The following is a 17,395-nucleotide window of genomic DNA, read 5'->3' as shown; positions in this document are numbered from 1 at the left end:
CGTTATCCGAACAGGAGTGGTGCGTGTGCCTTACCAATAGTAAAAATGGTCAGCCAAACACCGCACGTCACTAACATCACAATCAACCGCGTACGTTTTGCTAACGAAAATTGAAAAATCACCATAGTGCTCAGTGCATAGAGAATGAAGAGCCCAAGTTTTTCAGTCAGCCAAGGATTAGACAGTGGAAACTGACCAATAGTCATGCAGAGACCGGCTGCGCTAAGCAGCATAAAGGCGGTGAGAACTTGATGGATGACCAAGGCAAACTTGTTCTCTACCAATGCGGAATGGCTAAAACCCCACCAAGCTCGAATGATAAAGCTAATAAAGCTGAGCAGTGCCAATGTGACGTGCGTTTTCAAAAGAAGTGTGTACATATAGAGCATTTACATAGTGTTTACAATTATCTGTCGTCACGATAAGGAATAGTGGTGGAGGGATCTTTGATGTAAATCAAGTGTTACTTCATTGTTTCTTTTATCCCCCTAATCAGGTTTGTAGAACGTGATGCCTGCCGAACAATGTTCGTATTTCTACTCATTCATACGATTAGTTGATGGCTCAATAATAAGTTAGAAGAGATACTTTACCTATCAATATTTGTCATAATACAGGCCTAGTAGCCATATTGTTTTTAAATTGATAATAATTTACCAGGTTGTTTATTGATTGTTTCCAGGTGTATGTTGTTTTAACAATAAAAACAATGCAAATAGCATGACTATTTGTAAGACGGCATGAGCCGCCCTTTGTCCCCCGGAGAAACAACATGACTATTAGAACTCTGAATCCTTACACCAATCGCGTAGAACAAAGCTTCGACACGCTACAAGATACCCAAATTGTCGAACGCATCGATATGGCACAGGCAGCGTTCAAAACTTGGAAAGCGACAGCCCACCGAGAGCGAGCAGAGCTGCTATCTCGTGTCGCTACACTACTCGAAGAGCGCGCAGCAGATTATGCAGCATTAATGACCACGGAAATGGGTAAGTTGCATAGCCAAGGTGTTGCGTTAGAAATCCCTCTTTGTGCGCAAATTTGTCGTTATTACGCAGAGCATGGCGAGCGTTTCCTTGCTCCTGAGCCCATTGAAGAACTGGCTACGGGCCGTGCGGAAATTCAAAATCATCCGCTGGGTGTTATCTATGGCGTTATGCCGTGGAACTTCCCGTTTTATCAAGTGATCCGTTTTATCGCACCGAACTTGATGGTCGGCAATAGTGTGGTATTTAAACACGCCTCGAATGTTCCTCAGTGTGCAAAGGCGATTACTGAACTATTTGAAGAGGCAGGAGCACCCCAAGGGTTGGTTCAGCATCTGTTTATGGCTTCGAGCCAGTCTGAGCTGGTCATTGCTCACGAGCGAGTACAGGGTGTATCGCTAACCGGAAGTGAAAAAGCAGGATCGAGTGTTGCGGCATTGGCGGGTAAGCACTTGAAAAAAGTTGTCATGGAGCTAGGTGGCAACGATCCGTTTATTGTGCTTGCTGATGCGGACGTGAATAAAGCGGTGGAGCTTGCGGCTATCGCCAAAATGTTCAACTCAGGACAGGTTTGCATTAGTGCTAAACGATTTATTATTGCTGAAGAAATCTATGACGAGTTCATGGATAAATTTGTTGCGGCGTTGGCGAGCTTAAAAGCCGGCGACCCAATGGATCCGCAAACGGGTTATGCTCCGGTCGTCAGTGTTCAAGAACGTGACTACCTTCTCAATCAAGTTTCGCATGCGGTAGAGCAGGGCGCTACGTTGGTACTGGGTGGCGAGTCTGAAGATCTTCCGGGAGCATGGCTAAAACCGACCATCATCGCTGATGTCACTCCGGAAATGGATGTTTTTGATCAGGAGTTGTTTGGTCCTATTGCGGTGGTTTACCGTGTCAGCAGTGATGAAGACGCAATTGAACTGGCAAACCACAGCTCATATGGCTTGAGCTCTGCTGTGATTTCAGAATGTCTCGAACGCGCTCATGCGGTTGCTGGGGCGCTGGAGTGCGGTGCATCGTTCATTAATACGTTCTCAATGTCCGAAGCATGTTTGCCATTTGGTGGTATTAAAAATTCAGGTTTTGGACGTGAGTTAGGGCGACTAGGACTGGATGAATTTGTAAACAAGAAACTGGTCAGAATTGCCTAACGCGGATACTTAACGTTCGCTAAGTACCACTTTGTCAAAAGGATCGAGTATGCCCAGACCAAATTGGGCATACTCATTTTTCATTAAGGGAGCCTAGAAATCCCTCTCTACCCAGCAGCATGTCATAAAAGCGCTGCCGATCTTCGGCTTGGCTGCTTCGGTGGGTATGATAGGTGACGTGTTGGTCTGCTGTCGCTGCTGGCGCTAACTCTATGCTCCACAGGGCATTTAATTCGTTGGGTACAATAGAGTATCGAACGTCGATAATGCGTAGTTCATCGTTGCTGCTAAGCGCCACAAATCCGTCTGAAAACCAGTTGAAGCGCTGAATGTCTCTTGCTTGTTGTGAACTCGCATCTAACCACGGAAAACTGCTTTCAATATCCAGCTTTGCTACTTTCGTTCCTAGATAAACTTTAATGTCCTGACCTGCTCGTACCGCATCGATATAAAAATCACCACCGTCTTCATAGATCACCTTCCAAACTAAAATGTTTCCAAAACTTGGCTTGGCCTCGAGTTGAACAGGGCGGTGTTGACGCTCTTTGGCGATTTGCCAGCCAGTGTGCTCTGCGCGCTCTCTCTGTATCATTCCAATAGTGAGGTAGGTTATTGCCCACAGGAAGCCAATTCGAGCTATGGCTGGATGTCGTTTCCACGCTGCCAGAGTCAATATGGCGAGCAGCGGTATCGTGAAAAGTGGATCTATGACTGAAACGCTATTCCAAGCAAATCGCTCATTGCTTAGCGGCCAGAGCAACTGCGTGCCATAGGAAGTACAGGCATCTAATAAGCCGTGTGTCGCGTAGCCAAGGAAACAGTAGAACCAAGTCTGTTTGAATGAGAAACCGTGCCTTTTGGCAATCAGAGGATAAAACAGGCAAGCACAAATTAGGCTTCCTATCGGGATGAACAGCAATGAGTGAGTAAATTGGCGATGAAATTCTAAAAACAACAGTGGATCAGAAGGTGAGCGGATCAGTACATCCAAATCTGGAGCAAGCCCAGAAAGCAGCCCTAATACACCAGCGACGGCAAAACGTGCTCGCTTACTTGCTGACATCGACAACGATGCGCCTAATAGTCCTTGCGACAATGGATCCATAAATAACGCTTTGATCATCCGAGAATTAATGACACTGAATACAGTTAGCTATAGCAGTAAATTGACAGAAGTGACAAGGTAGTGAGCCAGTAAATGCTCTGGCAGGCGTGGTTTGCGTTACGGGTTGTGAGTGCACCAACTATGATGGCGCTCAAAGAAATGAAATTGAGCACCAATATATGCAACTTAGGTAGCATATTTGCGTGTTTCTTTTGGATGAAAATCACAAAATGTGCGCCGTTGCATTGTTAAGTTACGTTCCAAAATGAACTTGAGGAAAGAAAACAATGCATGCAGTACGAACCACTTTAATCACCAGTATCGCGATTTCACTTGGTGCATGTGGTGGCGGTGATGGAGGTGAAGGCGGAGGCGCAACGCCAGCTCCTCAGCTCTCATATCAAGGCAAAACAACCCCAGCAATCGTCACTATCGATAATATGGCGGAGGTAAGCCAAGCCTTGTCATTATTGTCGTCAAATCAAAGTCCTATCACCGATAGTATTTCAGTGTCGACGCAATCGGCGGTGTCGGTGCAGACGAACGTGGATGAAGATTTTGGTTGTGCATTTGGCTTTGGAAGGATAACGGGTAGTGTCGATCCAAGCACCTATACGGGTACCGTGACAGCCACATTTGAAGCATGTGATGTTGACGGTAGTGGACAGGCTGTCTTTGATGGTAGCTATACAGTGGATGTCGAAGCCGTAAATACCAACACACTTTCACTTGTCAACAGTACGATTACCTTTAATGATTTTAAAACCAGTTCCAACGATGGCAACTATGTTTCTCTTACCGGTCAGTTGATCGAGCGTGGTGCAAACACTTGCCAACACACGACGACGCAAAATTTGGTGAGTAATTCGAATCAGCCGAGTCTCAATCGCTATCTCAAAAATGTCAAAACGACTCGAAGCTGTGTTAGTGATGACAGTGTCGGCTCTAACTTGACGAAGTACAGCATTTCTGGGCGTTATTACCTTGCCGATTTGGGATATTTGGATTTGCGATCCGAGGATGTCATCATCGCCAATCAAGTTGTTTTTGAACAGGTAGATCTTGGGCTGACGGACGTCATAGCTCAAGGTACGCTTGAGCTTTTTAATGAGGCTAGCTCGCTTCGCTATGTTGGCAAAGCTGAGGCGATTGGTGGCACATTTAATCGTTATGATTATCGAACCAGAATAAGACTAGAAGAGGTGACAAGTAACACCGAAATTGTCGACGTTGATATCCCTTCTTGGATGGCCGTCACTCCAGAGTTACTGGACTTTAAAGACAGCGACGGCGACAAAATGTGGGATGGCTATGAGCGTTATTACGGACTAGAGCCGTATGTAAATGATGCTGATGAGGACTTTGATAGCGATGGGTTTAGCAACTACATTGAATGGCTCGTTGACTCCAACCCTAGCTCGAGCTCATTAATGCCGACTGGGTATGTTGGTATCAGTTACACTCCTTTTGATGTGTCGGGTGATGCCGGCACACCCTTGAAGGTAGACTTCACGATTTCAGGTGGATTCGATGCTCGATATGCGGCGGTTGTTGGAACATTTTCTGTGGTTGCTAACTTACCTGAAGGTGCTGGGGAGTGGCAATTGAAGAGTGATTTGGGATGTGTCATCAATAGCTCTAATCAAATATATTGTGGCAATCTCTCTGCCCAGGATTTTCCGATTGACGCCGACGGTCAGGCAATCGACAAACCTTTTCTCGAGTTAACTCTTTTCAGTGCGCAACCTAGCACAAGTTGTGTCAACTTTCAGGTTGTCACCAAGAACCCGATTGTGATTGATCTAACGGGAGTGTGTTATACGGTCTATTGATAAGGTGAGTTGCAGGTAAAAAGGGACGAGAGGTCGTCCCTTTTTAGTGTCAGTTTCTGTGCAGATATTATCGAACAACAGGCGATGCGACTTGGTCAACAAGGTAAAGAATTGATTGGTAGGGCACCCCACTATGGTGAGAGAGACCAATTTCACAGGTAATGCTGTTACTAAACCCTCGGGTGCACCCTTTCGGTACTTGTGTCTTGATGGGCTCGACCGCGGCTTCGTTGAGTTCGGGGGTCGTAAAGCCTTTATCACCTGCCCAGCCGCAGCATTGAATATGTTCAGGGATGATGACTTCGCGGGCGCACGCTTGTGCCAGTGATAGCATTGGCGCCTCTAAACCCATGCGTCTAGAACTGCAGGTCACATGAAGCATGACGGTCTCGTCCACCGGAGCTAGGCTCAACTCGCTGAGCAGGTAATCACTGACAAACTTCACAGGTTCAACGACCGTCATGGGCTTGGTGAAGTTTTCAATACTGCGTTTTGCACATGGGCTGGTGTCCATCAAAACAGGATATTTTCCGTGTTCAGAGGCTTCCCACAAAGCAAGCTCAAGTTGTTCACTCTTTTGTTTAGCAATGTCGGTCATCCCTTTGCTGTCATAAGGCATACCACAACACTGGTCACTGAGTGATTCAGGTGTCACGATTGAAAACCCAGCCTTTGTAATGAGTGACATTGTCACCTCTGTTAAAGGTCGTTTATCAAACGCATTGGCTTGAGTGCTCATATTGCGGCTGGCACAAGAGGGCAAGTACACGACTTTTTTATCACTTGACGCCGCATTGTCAGAGAGCTGGTCAGCATCGAACTTGGCGCCGTTTGGCGTTTCTGGTATCCAACTAGGGGTCGCATTGTTGGTAATTCTACGCATCCCCTCAGCGAGTTTAACCACACGCTCTTGGCCGAGGATATTGGTGGCGACAGCGCCGCTTTTTAGACCAAATCGAGCTATGGCAGTGGTCGCTGTAAAGTGATTTGCGGTCCATTTAGCGATTGGTCGGAACTTTTTGTACTTTGGCTCTCTTAACTTTTTGATAAGGTCCCCAGTGTTGATGCCCACAGGACATCGGTCGGCGCAAAGACCTGTCGCTGCACACGTATCGATACCTTGGTATTCGAATACCTGTTCGAGCTCTGTTGCTTCCACAGTCTCTCCCGCGGCTTTACGGCGTTGAAGCTCTCTAAATAGCACGATACGTTGACGAGGTGATAACGTTAGGGTACGTGAAGGACAAACAGGTTCACAGAAGCCACACTCGATACAGCGATTCACAATGTCATCGGCGGCTGGCATAGGTTTGAGATTTTCGATGTGTGAGTGGGGGTTGTCGTTAATGATCACTCCGGGATTGAGTAAGCCCTCGGGATCGAACAGCGCTTTGATTTGTTGCATCAGTGCGTAGCCTTCTTGTCCCCATTCGAGTTCCACATAAGGTGCCATATTGCGTCCGGTTCCATGTTCAGCTTTCAACGAACCTTGATATTTAACAGCAACAAGCTCGGCCACATCATCCATGAAACCACCGTAACGGTCGATCTCTTCCTGACTATCAAATCCTTGGGTAAATACAAAGTGCAGGTTGCCCTCTAGTGCATGCCCAAAAATGATGGCTTCATCATAGTGATATTTGTCGAAGAGCTGTTGCAAGTCACGTACGCCAGCAGCAAGATTTTCGACGGGGAAAGCGACGTCTTCAATGATGACCGTAGTGCCGACTTCGCGAACCGCACCAACCGCTGGGAACATACCTTTGCGGATGCCCCAAAGCGTCGCAACCGTCGCAGGATCCAGCGTGAATGGCACAGACTCAATGATGGTGTAATCGTTTAGTGCTGCCATTACAGTATCGGTGTGACTGTCTAATGTGTGTTTACAAGATGCATGAACTTCAACTAGGAGTGCGGTGGCTTCAAGGTCTAGCTGCTGGATAAACTCTGGCATTCCCGGTTTATCCGCGACCGAACGTAGAGCACGTCCATCCATCATTTCAACGGCTGCAACCGGTGTATTGGCGATGGTTGCTACCGCTTTGCTGGCAGTTTCAATATCGGAGAACACCAGCAAAGTTGAGGCTTTGTATTTGTGTTCCTTGACCGTGTTATAGGTAATGTCAGCAATGAAACCTAGGGTGCCCTCAGAGCCAATCATCAAATGCTCAAGGACTTCGATTGGGTCGCTGTAATCAACGAGCGCATTGAGTGCGTAGCCTGTGGTATTTTTTAGACGGTATTTGTGAGCAATTTTCTCAGCGAGCTCACCGTTAGCCTTGGTCGTCTCTGCAAGATACTTAAGCCCTTCAATAAACTCAGGCTTGTCCGCTTTAAAGCGCTCGATACTTGCCTTGTCTCCGGTATCTACCAAGGTGCCATCACTCAGAACTATCTTCATACTATCGACAGTTTTGTACGAGTTTTGCGCGGTGCCACAGCACATGCCGCTTGCGTTGTTCGCAGCAATACCGCCAATTTTACAGGTGTTGATAGAAGCTGGGTCTGGGCCAATTTTACGTTGGAATGGGAGCAAGTATTTGTTGGCATCGGCGCCGATGACACCCGGTTGAAGGCGGATTTTCGCGCCTTCATTGAGAATAGTGTGTCCGCGCCAGTCATCCGTAAGAGCAATCAATACCGAATCAGACACCGCTTGGCCTGACAAACTGGTACCAGCAGCGCGAAACGTGAAGGGAATACTGTGCTCACGGCAACACTGGATAGTAAATATCACCTCATCGAGATCTTTAAGGCGCAGCACGATCTGAGGGATCAGTCGATAGAAGCTAGCATCGGTACCATAAGCTAGACGCTCCGCTTCACCAGTGATGATACGCTGGGAATCGATTCTTGTAGCGAGTTGCTGCTTGAGCAGTTCATAGTCGCGTGTGTGATTCATCTTGGTGTCCTTTATACGTTCTTATTCGTCTTCCAATAACAGTACGATCAACTGACTCGGGCCATGGGCACCGTAGGCGAGCGTTTGTTGAATATCGGCGGTTTTTGATGGACCAGAAATTAAAAGTGCATTGGTCGGCATGTAATGATCCCAATTGTTTTCTTGCATCACTTGCAAAAAGTGTCCGTACAGCGCTGACTTTTTCACGATCGCTATATGGCTTGGTGGTACTAACGATAAGGTGCGAGGCTCGTGCTCATTTGGCCACAGGACCAATGCGCCTGTATCTGCAATGCCGCCGAGTGTATGGGTGATGCCGACATCAATGTCGTTAAAAAGCTCAGATTTCCAGTCTTCTATCTTCTGGTTGAATGGCTTTACTTGTTTGGCTTGAGCTGCATCTTCGAAATCACGGATGTACTCGCCTGCAGTGCCTATGGCAACGCGACTAAAACCGTAACTGTCCATTACATCACGCAAGGCTTGGGTAAGCTCAGAGCGTTGAATAGTTCGAACGTCGGCATGGTTGGCGCTCATCATGTCGACAAAGCGCTCGGCTTTATCATCCATAGTGATATCTGGATGGCTGCCCCAAGGGAAAAAAGCTAACTCCTCCGCCGATTTTGGGCTCCGCTTCGCTTGCTTGAGTCGGCCAAGAATGTTGTCTTTGGCAAGTCTGGTGTTCATCTTGGTCTCCTCGTTACTGCTTATCGCTATTGGCTTTACTTCGTTCTGCCATGATCTGGTGTAGGGTTTGCTTAGCGGGCTTTGGACTGGTTCGACATTGTGTCCAAGCGCCGAGTTTATTCGGGATAAGGTTTTGCAACTTGGTCGCCATGTACGTACCAGTGTGATACAAGCTCGGATTGCTAGCGGCGAATGCAAAGCCTTTCATTGCGGCGGTTTCAAGGCCACTGCTGGCGGCATTTTGCCCTTTTAGTGGTGGCGTCTCTTTTTCCGCTTTGTTTTTGGCTTCTTTACGTAGGCGAAGCAACATATCTGGGATCGGTATTCTTACAGGGCAGACTTCGCCACAGGCGCCGCAGAGACTGGAAGCGGTAACAAGATCTTTGGTTTTATCCATACCCAGCAAATGAGGGGAGATGATTTTGCCAATCGGACCCGGGTAAACCGTGCCGTAAGCATGACCGCCAATTTTGGTGTAGACCGGGCAGTGGTTCATGCACGCGCCGCAGCGAATACACTGTAGAGTCTTACGAAGCTCTTCATCGCGGTAGGCTTGACTGCGTCCGTTATCGAGCAGAATGAGATGTACTTCCTGCGGGCCGTCTTTTTCGCCGTTTTTACGAGGAGAGGTGATCATGTTGAAGTAAGTGGTGATGGCTTGCCCTGTCGCTGAGCGAGTTAGCGCACTGTATAGCGGAGGGACATCAGACAAAAACTCAACGACTTTCTCGATACCAGTGATGGCAATGTGCACGTTTGGCACCGTTGTTGACATGCGTCCGTTGCCTTCGTTTTCTACAAGACAAAGCGTGCCTGTTTCTGCAACGGCAAAGTTGACACCGGATAAACCAATATCAGCTTCAAAGAACTTTTGTCTTAGGCGAGTGCGACCTGTTTGAATCAGGCTGTCTACGTCTGTCGTTGGTTTGAATCCATCAAGGTGCTGCTCAAAGGTGTCGCTCACTTCCTGCTTGTTCTTGTGAATCGCTGGCATGATGATGTGAGAAGGTTTGTCGCCATCGAGTTGAACGATGTATTCGCCCATATCACTCTCTAAGCATTCAATACCGAGTTTCGCCATCTCGTGGTTCATCTCGATCTCTTCGCTCACCATGGATTTGCCTTTGATGATTTGCTTGGCATCGTGCTCATTCGCGATAGCAGCAATGATGGCATTCGCTTGTTCTGGGTTTTCTGCCCAATGAACTTGAATGCCATTTTTGTAGCAATTGAACTCTAATTGCTCTAGAAGTTCAGGAAGCTTACTAAGGCAGCGTTGGCGAATGGATTCGGCTAGATCTCTTATTTGCTTCTCTTCCTCTACGTCACTAAACGCTGCCTTACGCTTATCGCGCAGATAATCCATCGCACCACGAAAGTTGGCTCTTAGCTGTTTATCACCCAGTGCATTTTTGGCGAGCTGGTGGAACTGTTCAGGAGTTTGACTCATTGTGCATTCTCCTGTGTTCTCTCAAGAAGAAATGAAGCTAGGTGACGCCCTTTGATGGGTTTGCCTTGGTATTCAAACGCACCATTGATGTTGAGAAGGCATCCCCAGTCGGCGCTTACCAGTGTATCGGATTGGGTCGCTTCGATATGGTGAGTTTTGTCTTTCACCATGGCTTCGGAGATATTCGGGTGACGTACAGAGAAACTACCGCCAAAGCCACAACATTCGCTTTCATAGTCTTGCATACGAAGCTCGACATTGGAGAGTTGGCTTAGTAGCTCTGTAGCTGTGACGTGGACGTTCATTTCACGCCTTGCTGCGCAAGAGGTGTGCATAACAACGCTTGTCGGCTGGCCTTTGTCGTTGAGCTTGACGCGACAGACGTTGACGAGAAATTCGGTAAGTTCAAATACACGGTCACAGAACTTATCAACTTGAGCTTGATTGTTATCGCCTTTAAATAGGCGGCGATAATGGTGATGCATCATGCCACCACACGAACCGGACAATACAATAATCGGGTACTCTTCAGGAAACAGATCCATTTGGCTCTGCGCGACTTGTTTGGCTTCTGATTCATAGCCTGATGTGTAGGCAGGTTGTCCGCAACAGGTCTGTTTTTCAACAAACTCAACCTCGATGCCTTGCTGTTTTAAGAGGGTCATAGCATCTAAGCCTGCTTCAGGGTCAAATACGTCTACTAAGCAGGTGGCATAGAAGTAGACTTTGTTCGGTTTTGAGGGATAGATTCGCATTGTATTGCTCCAGCACTAGACCCGTTTTTATGGGTTCATATTTTTATATAGACTAGTTGTAAGGTTATGAAAAATAAGCGCACTTACCTTCTTGAAGTGTTTCACAACTTTGCCGACAGTCGGCAAGTGCGCCTTTGACTAAAACCTAATCAGTTCATGAGTGCATCGGTAACATGGAAACCGTACACCAGTGCAAGTCCCATAAGGCCAGTGACAACCAGGTAGTAGAATGTAGGAATAATGGTTTTTCTCAATGTCAGACCTTCACGGTCCAGTAAGCCAACGGTGGCAGAGGCCGCGACCACGTTGTGGATGGCAATCATGTTACCTGCAGCCGCACCAACGGCTTGTAAGGCGATCACGGCGGTCGTTGAGATTGTGAGCGTTTGCGCCACTTCAAACTGGAACTGACTAAACATCATGTTCGAAACGGTGTTCGAGCCAGCGATAAAGGCACCGAGTGCGCCAATAGTGGCACTCAAAGCAGGGAACGCTTCTCCGACTAAAGCAGAGGCAAAGTTGGCGGTGGTGACTGGCATACTTGCGAGATCAGCACCGTTTACACCCGAGTTAATGAAGATACGAACCATAGGAATGGTAAAGACAAGAACAAAGCCAGCACCAATCAGCGTTTTACTCGACTCACCAAACGCGGCCATTAGTGGTTTCGCAGAGCGTGATTGAATCATGACAGCCAGTAGAGCAACGAAGACTAAGATCCCGCCCGGTAGATACAGCGGTTGAATAGCCGTGCTAATACCCGTTTCACCAAGAATATTGCTAAACGACAAGCTCACACTGGTTAGGAAGCCCTTAAACTCGCTACTCACGCGGCTTGCAACAAGGATAACTGCTAGAAGAACGTACGGTAACCATGCCACCGCCATTGACATCGGTTTTCCAGCATTTTGTTTAAGATCCATTTTGAGTGAGCCAAGCCATTCTGTCGGCCACTTATCTTCGCTTTCAAAATCCCACTTGGATTTAGGAACTAGAAAGCCACGTTTGGCTGCACTGACGACGATCGCAAGGCCAACCAGACCACCAATTAGTGATGGGAACTCAGGACCTAGTAGAACGCCTGTTAATGCGTAAGGGACAGTAAACGCAACACCCGCAAAGAGCGCGAAAGGCAGGATATCTAGACCTTCAGTCCAACTGCGGTTTTTGCCAAAAAAGCGAGTTAGCATCATTGCCATCAGAACTGGCATCAGCGTACCCACACAGGCATGAATAATGGCAACGTTAGCGGTGATTTGCTGAAGGTAGAGATCCCATGACGCACCTTGGGAAACCAGTGACTCACTAATGTTATGCGTATCTAGTCCCTTATTCACACCAACGATGATTGGTGTGCCAACTGCCCCAAAAGAGACGGGAGTCGATTGAATCATCATACCCATTAACACTGCGGCAAGAGCAGGAAATCCAATTGCGACCAATAGAGGTGCTGCTATTGCAGCAGGCGTACCAAATCCAGATGCGCCTTCGATGAAGGACCCGAAACACCAAGCGATGATGATGGCCTGAACGCGGCGGTCAGGTGATATATCGGTAAAGCCATTACGAATCGTTGTAATAGCACCAGTGTGTTTCAGTGTGTTTAGCAAGAAGATGGCGCCAAACACAATCCAAAGCACGGCAACGGTGATGCCGAACCCTTGGAAAATGGATGCTAAAACACGTGTAACGGACATGTCCCACGTAAATAGGGCGATGACTACAGTTAGGCCAAACGCAACGGGCATGGCTTTTTTGGCTGGCCAGTTCAATCCCACCAGAAGTATGGCAGCAACCACAATGGGAGAAAAGGCAACAAGGGCAAGCAAAGTTTCAGACATTAGCGACTTCCTTTTGTCTTGGCCGACTCTTGGTATTGAATGAGTCAGCCGTGTCGTGCTTATTATTTTTGTAATAGGGTTGTTAAGGTGGGGTGAATTTATCCCTTTATTTTTTGATGATATAGAGAAATAATGAAAATGATTATTTCCAAAAATGACATAAAACTATGCGTGCAGACGATTTGATCCTGTTTTATCAGGTGGTTGAAATGGGGGCGTTTAGCCGAGTGGCTGAACAAAATAACCTTACAAATTCAGTAGTTAGTAAAAGGATAGCTAGGCTGGAGCAAGAGTTGGGCGTTCAATTATTATATCGAACAACGCGCAAATTGACTCTGACGGAGGCGGGTAAGGCGTTAGTCCATGGTGCCAAAAATGTGAAGCATGCCACCCAGGAGGCGATGGCGTCGGTATCGGGTTTTGGGGAAAACGTGACCGGCCATATCAAAATGTCGGTACCCACGATTTCCGGTGATCTTATTTTAGCCGATGCGGTGGCCGAGTTTTGTAATATGCACCCAGGACTCACCGTTGATATGTCTTTGGATAATCGTTTTGTTAATCTGGTCGATGGCGGTTATGACTTAGTAATCCGTACTGGCTATCTTGAGGATTCGAGTCTCATTGCTCGTCATATTTTAGATTCTCAATGGGTCGTCTGTGCATCGCCTTCCTATATCGCTAAGAACCGAAAACCCCTTGAGCCAGAAGATCTGACCGAGCATAACTGTCTACAGTACGCATATCAGACAACAGGGGCATCGGAGTGGGAGTTTATGGGACGTAAGGGGCACTACATTGTGCGCGTCTCAGGATCTTTTTCTACCGACAATGCTGGCGCACTGCGTAAAGCGGCACTGGGGGGACACGGAATTGCGTATGTGCCGAGATGCCTGGTGTACCACGATATTCGTGATGGTCAGCTGGTGGATATTTTTCCCGATCAAGTTGGTAAGCGACTCGGCATCTATGCGGTATACCCATTTTCACGCAAGCCACCAAACAAAGTACGATTGTTGATAGAGCATATCCGTGCTCGGTATTTAGCGATTTCCCATTACTTTTAAGCAAGTCGGGGAAACATGCTTCAAAGGTTAATGGAGCGTGTTTTTTGCTGTATCCAAAGCTTTGCGAAGTCACACCAACCGATGGAGTTAATGTCTACGCCGCCTATTCGGGTTGGAATGGTGAGTGTTAAGTCTTCGGATTTAATGATCGCCAGTACGTTGTCTTGATATAACCAAACGAGTAGGTCATCTAAGAGCCGCTCCCTCTCAATGCGGTTTATTGACTGGCGAGCAGATGCCAACGTGTGACGCAGTTTATCTTGTTGTTTCCAAGTTAGGTTCTTGTTCCAATAAGGATAGAGTTTAAAAAAGGCGAACAAGCTGGTCGCACGATCGCCTTCTAAGCGAATACCTCCAATAGATAGGTCTTGATTGGCAGCTGGATGTCCATAGATCACTTGGGTGCCGTGTCCTTTTGAGCCGCCAAGGGCGAGTCCCTGCATGAGCTTGTTAGCGAAGGTACGATTTTCGTTGTTGTTCTCAAAACTGAAGTTTACCGGCAGTGAGATAGCCAGTGATGAAGCGTGGTCGCTGGAAAACAGCGACTCTAGCTGACGTTTGATGGTTGGCTTTTGCAGTTCAGTGTGGTTCAACAATAAAAAGAAATAACCAATATCGGCCGTTGACACTTTGTAGGTTTCTTCTTCATCGTTAAGAAAGAAAAAGTTCTCAGCGCATTTTTTATCTTTTGCCCATTCTTCATGAATCCACAGTTCAATATGCTCTACAAGAGCACTGTTGCCTGAATATTGGCTATGTCTAGTAAGACGTAGTAGCTTGTCTGAATTGACCGTGACAGAGAATGGACCTGAGCCAATTGGCTTGTACGCGCTTTCTGCGCGATGCACTAGAGCTTTTGGCATGATTGCCGCTTCCGAGCGACAAAGTAGCGATAAAAAATGCGGATCAGGCTCGTTTAGCGTCATCGTGATTTGGTGCGGTGAATCGATATGAATGTCCGCAATGTGATCATAAAGACCTTTCCAGTAGGTCGATGCCGAAAGTGCTCGCAGGCTTTCCACAACGTCTAGGGCGGTGAGAGGTGTTTGGTCATGAAAAATGGCGCCGGTTCGTAAGTAAAATGTCCATTGGCGAAAGTGGTCGCAGTGAGCCCAGCTATGCGCCAGCTCGCCACAAATGTTTGCGTCTTTCGAGACCACCAACGTTTGGAATATTTCATGAATTAGATGGCGTTCGGTTCGCTCCATAGCGTGATGCGGATGTAACCAGGTCAGTTTTCTATGAAACGGGGCATGAATCGTATTTTCACTTTCGATGGTGGCCTGTGTCAGATATTGCTTGAGCGCACTGGCAACATTGCGGTTATTAAAGCCAATGAGTTTATGAGCCGTATCGTATTTGCCTTGATTCGTTGCCTGTTCAACTTCCTGGTAACAGGCTGCCAAAGGTTCCATTAAGCAGACAAGTGTCCCCTTCATACCCCGGCCGCGCGCTGGGGTCCATGTTAGCCATTTGCGCTCTGACATCTGCTTTAACAAAGTACGGGCGTGGCGTTCACTGCAGTTCATTGACTCCCCGATGGTGAGCACAGTAACAGTATGCTCACCAGGTCCCAATTGATTAAATAGATTTTCGTAAAGCTCAAGTTTTCGCTTGTTGATCATGCTATGCACTAAACAAAGTGTTCCGGTTATTTGATTTGGTTGTTGTTATCTTTGTTTGTCTCTAGACCCCAAAATGCCTCGGTGTTGAAGAGCTCATTGAGACGTTCAGCACGCTTCGCTGGAGACAGGTAAAACAGCTTACCTAGCAGTGTGTCTTTGGTTTCGTATTTATAGGTGGATTGGAAGTAGTTTGCAACATAGTTGAAAAAAGCCATGTTTGTCTCTCTGTTCGTTGTCGATGAACATAGACTACAGAGCGCGGGTAAAATAAAACCGGAACAGATTTTCTAACTGTTCCGGTTTTATCGTTGATGAAACGTTTACGACTTTATCTCAAGCGCTAACCAATTTAGGGAATTAGCGCGCGACAGCTCCGCCGAGTTTGAGGTTGTCAGGCCATTGTTTAATGGTGTTACCACCCAAATAGATATTCCCGTTTACGGTCATTGTTTTGGGGAATTGAGTGATTTTTGAGCCGCCAATATAAAGGTTGCCTTCGATAATGATGCCTTCGGGTAGGGTAGTCATAGGAGTACGTACCAGACTGAGATCACCGTTGACTATCATGCCGTTTGGCAGTTTTTCGATTGGTGTGTCACCAAGATTGATATATCCCCCGGGGATCACACCTTGCGGCCACGCTTTGAGTTGGCTGCCTAGAAAGTTCGCGTAACCTGTGATTTTGGTTCCTCTTGGCATGAATTCCACTAAACTATCCGAAGCATCTAAGCTACCTTTGATCTCAAGATTTTTTGGCATCATTTTAATCGGTGTTTTGGCAATATTTAGGTTGCCTTTCACCACCAAGCCATCAGGAAGCGTGGTATAAGGTTTGTTACGTAGATCCAAGTTGCCGTAGTTGTCTAGGTGGTTGAGGATCTTGTAGTAATCAAGTTCAATCGCAGTCGAGACTGGAACTATCAACAGCAGTGACAACAGGGTGAGGGTGGATCGAAACATAGTAATTGAGATTCGCTTTAGTTTGGAACACAGATATTTTGGAACGTTAGGTAGTTTGCAATGGAAAAACTAATTTCACAATGGAAATCAATACGTGTTGTGATACTCACCATTGTCGGTGGGTTGATGGCATCAACGCTATCGGCGAAGGTTATCACTACGCCTGGGGCGGACGTGGGAGCGGCGGTGCTGCTTTCTGACTCTAAGTTGGGCAAACGTGTTTGTTATTACAATGACAAAGCCTACTCCCTTGGGGCAGTCATCAACGTGGAAGGGGTGGTATTGCAGTGCGTCGCTGAGCAAGATTTCGAAATGAATGGTCAGCTTAAGTGGAAGGCACTAAAAAGCGAGCAGTGATGCTCGCTTTAATCAACTCCGGCGTTTAGCCGTTTGTGCATTAAGGCTTAGCGTGCTAGTGAGCGCGTTTTCAGTTCGAAAATGAGCTTTTCTGCACTCACTTCAAATTTGAATCGAGCGTTAAGCTCTTTGCTCTCTTCAGTAAGTTCAGAGACTTCAAATTCAACCTTCTCTGACACAGTCTTAGCCAAATCAATGTATTTTTGAATTTCTGCTTGCAGTTGAACTTGCGATTCGCCGAATAGTTGTACTTCTGCGACGTCATCGCCTTCCTTGATGATGAAACCCATTTCTCCAGAAACGCCACAAGCGTCGCATACGGTTGGTTCTTCATAGGTGTTTGACATAACGATACCTCTCATAAAATCTGTGGTTATTCTATAGCTGTAGAAATAAGGTATCCAGCAATAAATTCATTGCTTTTATGCTACGAGTTAGTGAATGATGCATACCACCGAACACGAATCTGGTCATATTAGGTTTCAAATTGATAAAAAGTGTGAATATCTATTTGTTTATCAATAGCTTTTGAGTATGCAAGCAGTATTGTCATGATGTGATTGAGTTCTCAAAAATGAGACTCTTGTACTAATGATATAGTACAGAATAGTACAAGCCATTGTGTGAAATGATAGACTTTATAAGTTACTAATCAATTACTTGATTATTTA

15 protein-coding genes are annotated in these 17,395 nt (G+C 46.7%); 4 read left to right on the top strand and 11 right to left on the bottom strand.

Annotation, left to right across the window (positions count from 1 at the left end; all coding sequences use genetic code 11):
• Positions 1 to 2: 2 nt before the first annotated feature.
• The gene (locus AAA946_RS20635; protein ID WP_338166629.1) at positions 3 to 380 is read right to left on the bottom strand and encodes a SirB2 family protein; all 378 of its coding nucleotides are present in this window, start codon (positions 378 to 380) and stop codon (positions 3 to 5) included.
• 392 nt (positions 381 to 772) lie between these two features.
• Here AAA946_RS20635 and AAA946_RS20630 point away from each other — a divergent pair, with 392 nt between their 5' ends.
• A complete protein-coding gene (locus AAA946_RS20630; RefSeq protein WP_338166628.1) occupies positions 773 to 2,143 on the top strand; it encodes an NAD-dependent succinate-semialdehyde dehydrogenase in 1,371 nt (456 codons plus the stop codon).
• A gap of 73 nt (positions 2,144 to 2,216) precedes the next feature.
• On the opposite strand, the gene AAA946_RS20625 is transcribed toward AAA946_RS20630, so the two are convergent.
• On the bottom strand, positions 2,217 to 3,248 hold the full coding sequence (locus AAA946_RS20625) for a metal-dependent hydrolase (RefSeq protein WP_338166627.1): 1,032 nt from the start codon (positions 3,246 to 3,248) through the stop codon (positions 2,217 to 2,219).
• 287 nt (positions 3,249 to 3,535) lie between these two features.
• Here AAA946_RS20625 and AAA946_RS20620 point away from each other — a divergent pair, with 287 nt between their 5' ends.
• A complete protein-coding gene (locus AAA946_RS20620) occupies positions 3,536 to 5,080 on the top strand; it encodes a hypothetical protein (protein ID WP_338166626.1) in 1,545 nt (514 codons plus the stop codon).
• 67 nt (positions 5,081 to 5,147) lie between these two features.
• Here the strand turns inward: AAA946_RS20620 and AAA946_RS20615 are convergent, their stop codons facing one another.
• From AAA946_RS20615 to AAA946_RS20595, 5 genes are all read right to left on the bottom strand, one after another.
• Complete coding sequence (locus AAA946_RS20615) at positions 5,148 to 7,982, bottom strand: FAD-binding and (Fe-S)-binding domain-containing protein (protein WP_338166625.1); 2,835 nt, start codon at positions 7,980 to 7,982, stop codon at positions 5,148 to 5,150.
• Positions 7,983 to 8,003: 21 nt separating this feature from the next.
• Positions 8,004 to 8,669: a LutC/YkgG family protein gene (locus tag AAA946_RS20610; RefSeq protein ID WP_338166624.1), complete on the bottom strand. Its 666-nt coding sequence runs from the start codon at positions 8,667 to 8,669 to the stop codon at positions 8,004 to 8,006.
• Positions 8,670 to 8,682: 13 nt separating this feature from the next.
• Entirely contained in the window at positions 8,683 to 10,119 is a 1,437-nt protein-coding gene (locus AAA946_RS20605; protein WP_338166623.1) for a LutB/LldF family L-lactate oxidation iron-sulfur protein, read from the bottom strand.
• Positions 10,116 to 10,874, bottom strand: a complete 759-nt coding sequence (locus tag AAA946_RS20600) for a (Fe-S)-binding protein (RefSeq protein ID WP_338166622.1) — start codon at positions 10,872 to 10,874, stop codon at positions 10,116 to 10,118. Before AAA946_RS20600 ends, AAA946_RS20605 begins: the two co-directional genes overlap by 4 nt.
• Before the next feature lie 149 nt (positions 10,875 to 11,023).
• Positions 11,024 to 12,715 (bottom strand): L-lactate permease, encoded by a 1,692-nt coding sequence (locus tag AAA946_RS20595; protein WP_338166621.1) that lies wholly within the window; start codon positions 12,713 to 12,715, stop codon positions 11,024 to 11,026.
• A gap of 167 nt (positions 12,716 to 12,882) precedes the next feature.
• On the opposite strand from AAA946_RS20595, the gene AAA946_RS20590 reads away from it, so the two are divergent.
• Entirely contained in the window at positions 12,883 to 13,782 is a 900-nt protein-coding gene (locus AAA946_RS20590) for a LysR family transcriptional regulator (protein ID WP_338166620.1), read from the top strand.
• 20 nt (positions 13,783 to 13,802) lie between these two features.
• Here the strand turns inward: AAA946_RS20590 and AAA946_RS20585 are convergent, their stop codons facing one another.
• The 3 genes from AAA946_RS20585 to AAA946_RS20575 all read right to left on the bottom strand — a co-directional run bounded on the left by AAA946_RS20585 (position 13,803) and on the right by AAA946_RS20575 (position 16,367).
• Positions 13,803 to 15,407, bottom strand: a complete 1,605-nt coding sequence (locus AAA946_RS20585; RefSeq protein ID WP_338166619.1) for an SgrR family transcriptional regulator — start codon at positions 15,405 to 15,407, stop codon at positions 13,803 to 13,805.
• Between the two features lie 26 nt (positions 15,408 to 15,433).
• Positions 15,434 to 15,622: a hypothetical protein gene (locus AAA946_RS20580; RefSeq protein WP_338166618.1), complete on the bottom strand. Its 189-nt coding sequence runs from the start codon at positions 15,620 to 15,622 to the stop codon at positions 15,434 to 15,436.
• A gap of 142 nt (positions 15,623 to 15,764) precedes the next feature.
• Positions 15,765 to 16,367, bottom strand: coding sequence for a hypothetical protein (locus tag AAA946_RS20575; RefSeq protein WP_338166617.1), 603 nt, complete (start codon positions 16,365 to 16,367; stop codon positions 15,765 to 15,767).
• Between the two features lie 60 nt (positions 16,368 to 16,427).
• On the opposite strand from AAA946_RS20575, the gene AAA946_RS20570 reads away from it, so the two are divergent.
• Positions 16,428 to 16,724, top strand: a complete 297-nt coding sequence (locus AAA946_RS20570) for a YnjH family protein (RefSeq protein WP_338166616.1) — start codon at positions 16,428 to 16,430, stop codon at positions 16,722 to 16,724.
• Positions 16,725 to 16,771: 47 nt separating this feature from the next.
• Here AAA946_RS20570 and AAA946_RS20565 read toward each other — a convergent pair whose 3' ends face one another.
• A complete protein-coding gene (locus AAA946_RS20565) occupies positions 16,772 to 17,071 on the bottom strand; it encodes a YfcZ/YiiS family protein (RefSeq protein WP_338166615.1) in 300 nt (99 codons plus the stop codon).
• Between the last annotated feature and the right edge of the window lie 324 nt (positions 17,072 to 17,395).

Source organism: Vibrio sp. 10N, assembly GCF_036245475.1.
GTDB lineage: Bacteria > Pseudomonadota > Gammaproteobacteria > Enterobacterales > Vibrionaceae > Vibrio.
This window is presented reverse-complemented; position numbering and strand designations above follow the sequence as displayed.

What these genes read in the sequence shown, in the direction of transcription:
- AAA946_RS20620 (WP_338166626.1), top strand. Translation starts at nt 3,536, where the DNA reads ATGCATGCAGTACGAACCACTTTAATCACCAGTATCGCGATTTCACTT.
- AAA946_RS20595 (WP_338166621.1), bottom strand. Translation starts at nt 12,715, where the DNA reads ATGTCTGAAACTTTGCTTGCCCTTGTTGCCTTTTCTCCCATTGTGGTT.
- AAA946_RS20615 (WP_338166625.1), bottom strand. Translation starts at nt 7,982, where the DNA reads ATGAATCACACACGCGACTATGAACTGCTCAAGCAGCAACTCGCTACA.
- AAA946_RS20625 (WP_338166627.1), bottom strand. Translation starts at nt 3,248, where the DNA reads ATGGATCCATTGTCGCAAGGACTATTAGGCGCATCGTTGTCGATGTCA.
- AAA946_RS20590 (WP_338166620.1), top strand. Translation starts at nt 12,883, where the DNA reads ATGCGTGCAGACGATTTGATCCTGTTTTATCAGGTGGTTGAAATGGGG.
- AAA946_RS20600 (WP_338166622.1), bottom strand. Translation starts at nt 10,874, where the DNA reads ATGCGAATCTATCCCTCAAAACCGAACAAAGTCTACTTCTATGCCACC.
- AAA946_RS20580 (WP_338166618.1), bottom strand. Translation starts at nt 15,622, where the DNA reads ATGGCTTTTTTCAACTATGTTGCAAACTACTTCCAATCCACCTATAAA.
- AAA946_RS20635 (WP_338166629.1), bottom strand. Translation starts at nt 380, where the DNA reads ATGTACACACTTCTTTTGAAAACGCACGTCACATTGGCACTGCTCAGC.
- AAA946_RS20575 (WP_338166617.1), bottom strand. Translation starts at nt 16,367, where the DNA reads ATGTTTCGATCCACCCTCACCCTGTTGTCACTGCTGTTGATAGTTCCA.
- AAA946_RS20585 (WP_338166619.1), bottom strand. Translation starts at nt 15,407, where the DNA reads ATGATCAACAAGCGAAAACTTGAGCTTTACGAAAATCTATTTAATCAA.
- AAA946_RS20630 (WP_338166628.1), top strand. Translation starts at nt 773, where the DNA reads ATGACTATTAGAACTCTGAATCCTTACACCAATCGCGTAGAACAAAGC.
- AAA946_RS20610 (WP_338166624.1), bottom strand. Translation starts at nt 8,669, where the DNA reads ATGAACACCAGACTTGCCAAAGACAACATTCTTGGCCGACTCAAGCAA.
- AAA946_RS20605 (WP_338166623.1), bottom strand. Translation starts at nt 10,119, where the DNA reads ATGAGTCAAACTCCTGAACAGTTCCACCAGCTCGCCAAAAATGCACTG.
- AAA946_RS20570 (WP_338166616.1), top strand. Translation starts at nt 16,428, where the DNA reads ATGGAAAAACTAATTTCACAATGGAAATCAATACGTGTTGTGATACTC.
- AAA946_RS20565 (WP_338166615.1), bottom strand. Translation starts at nt 17,071, where the DNA reads ATGTCAAACACCTATGAAGAACCAACCGTATGCGACGCTTGTGGCGTT.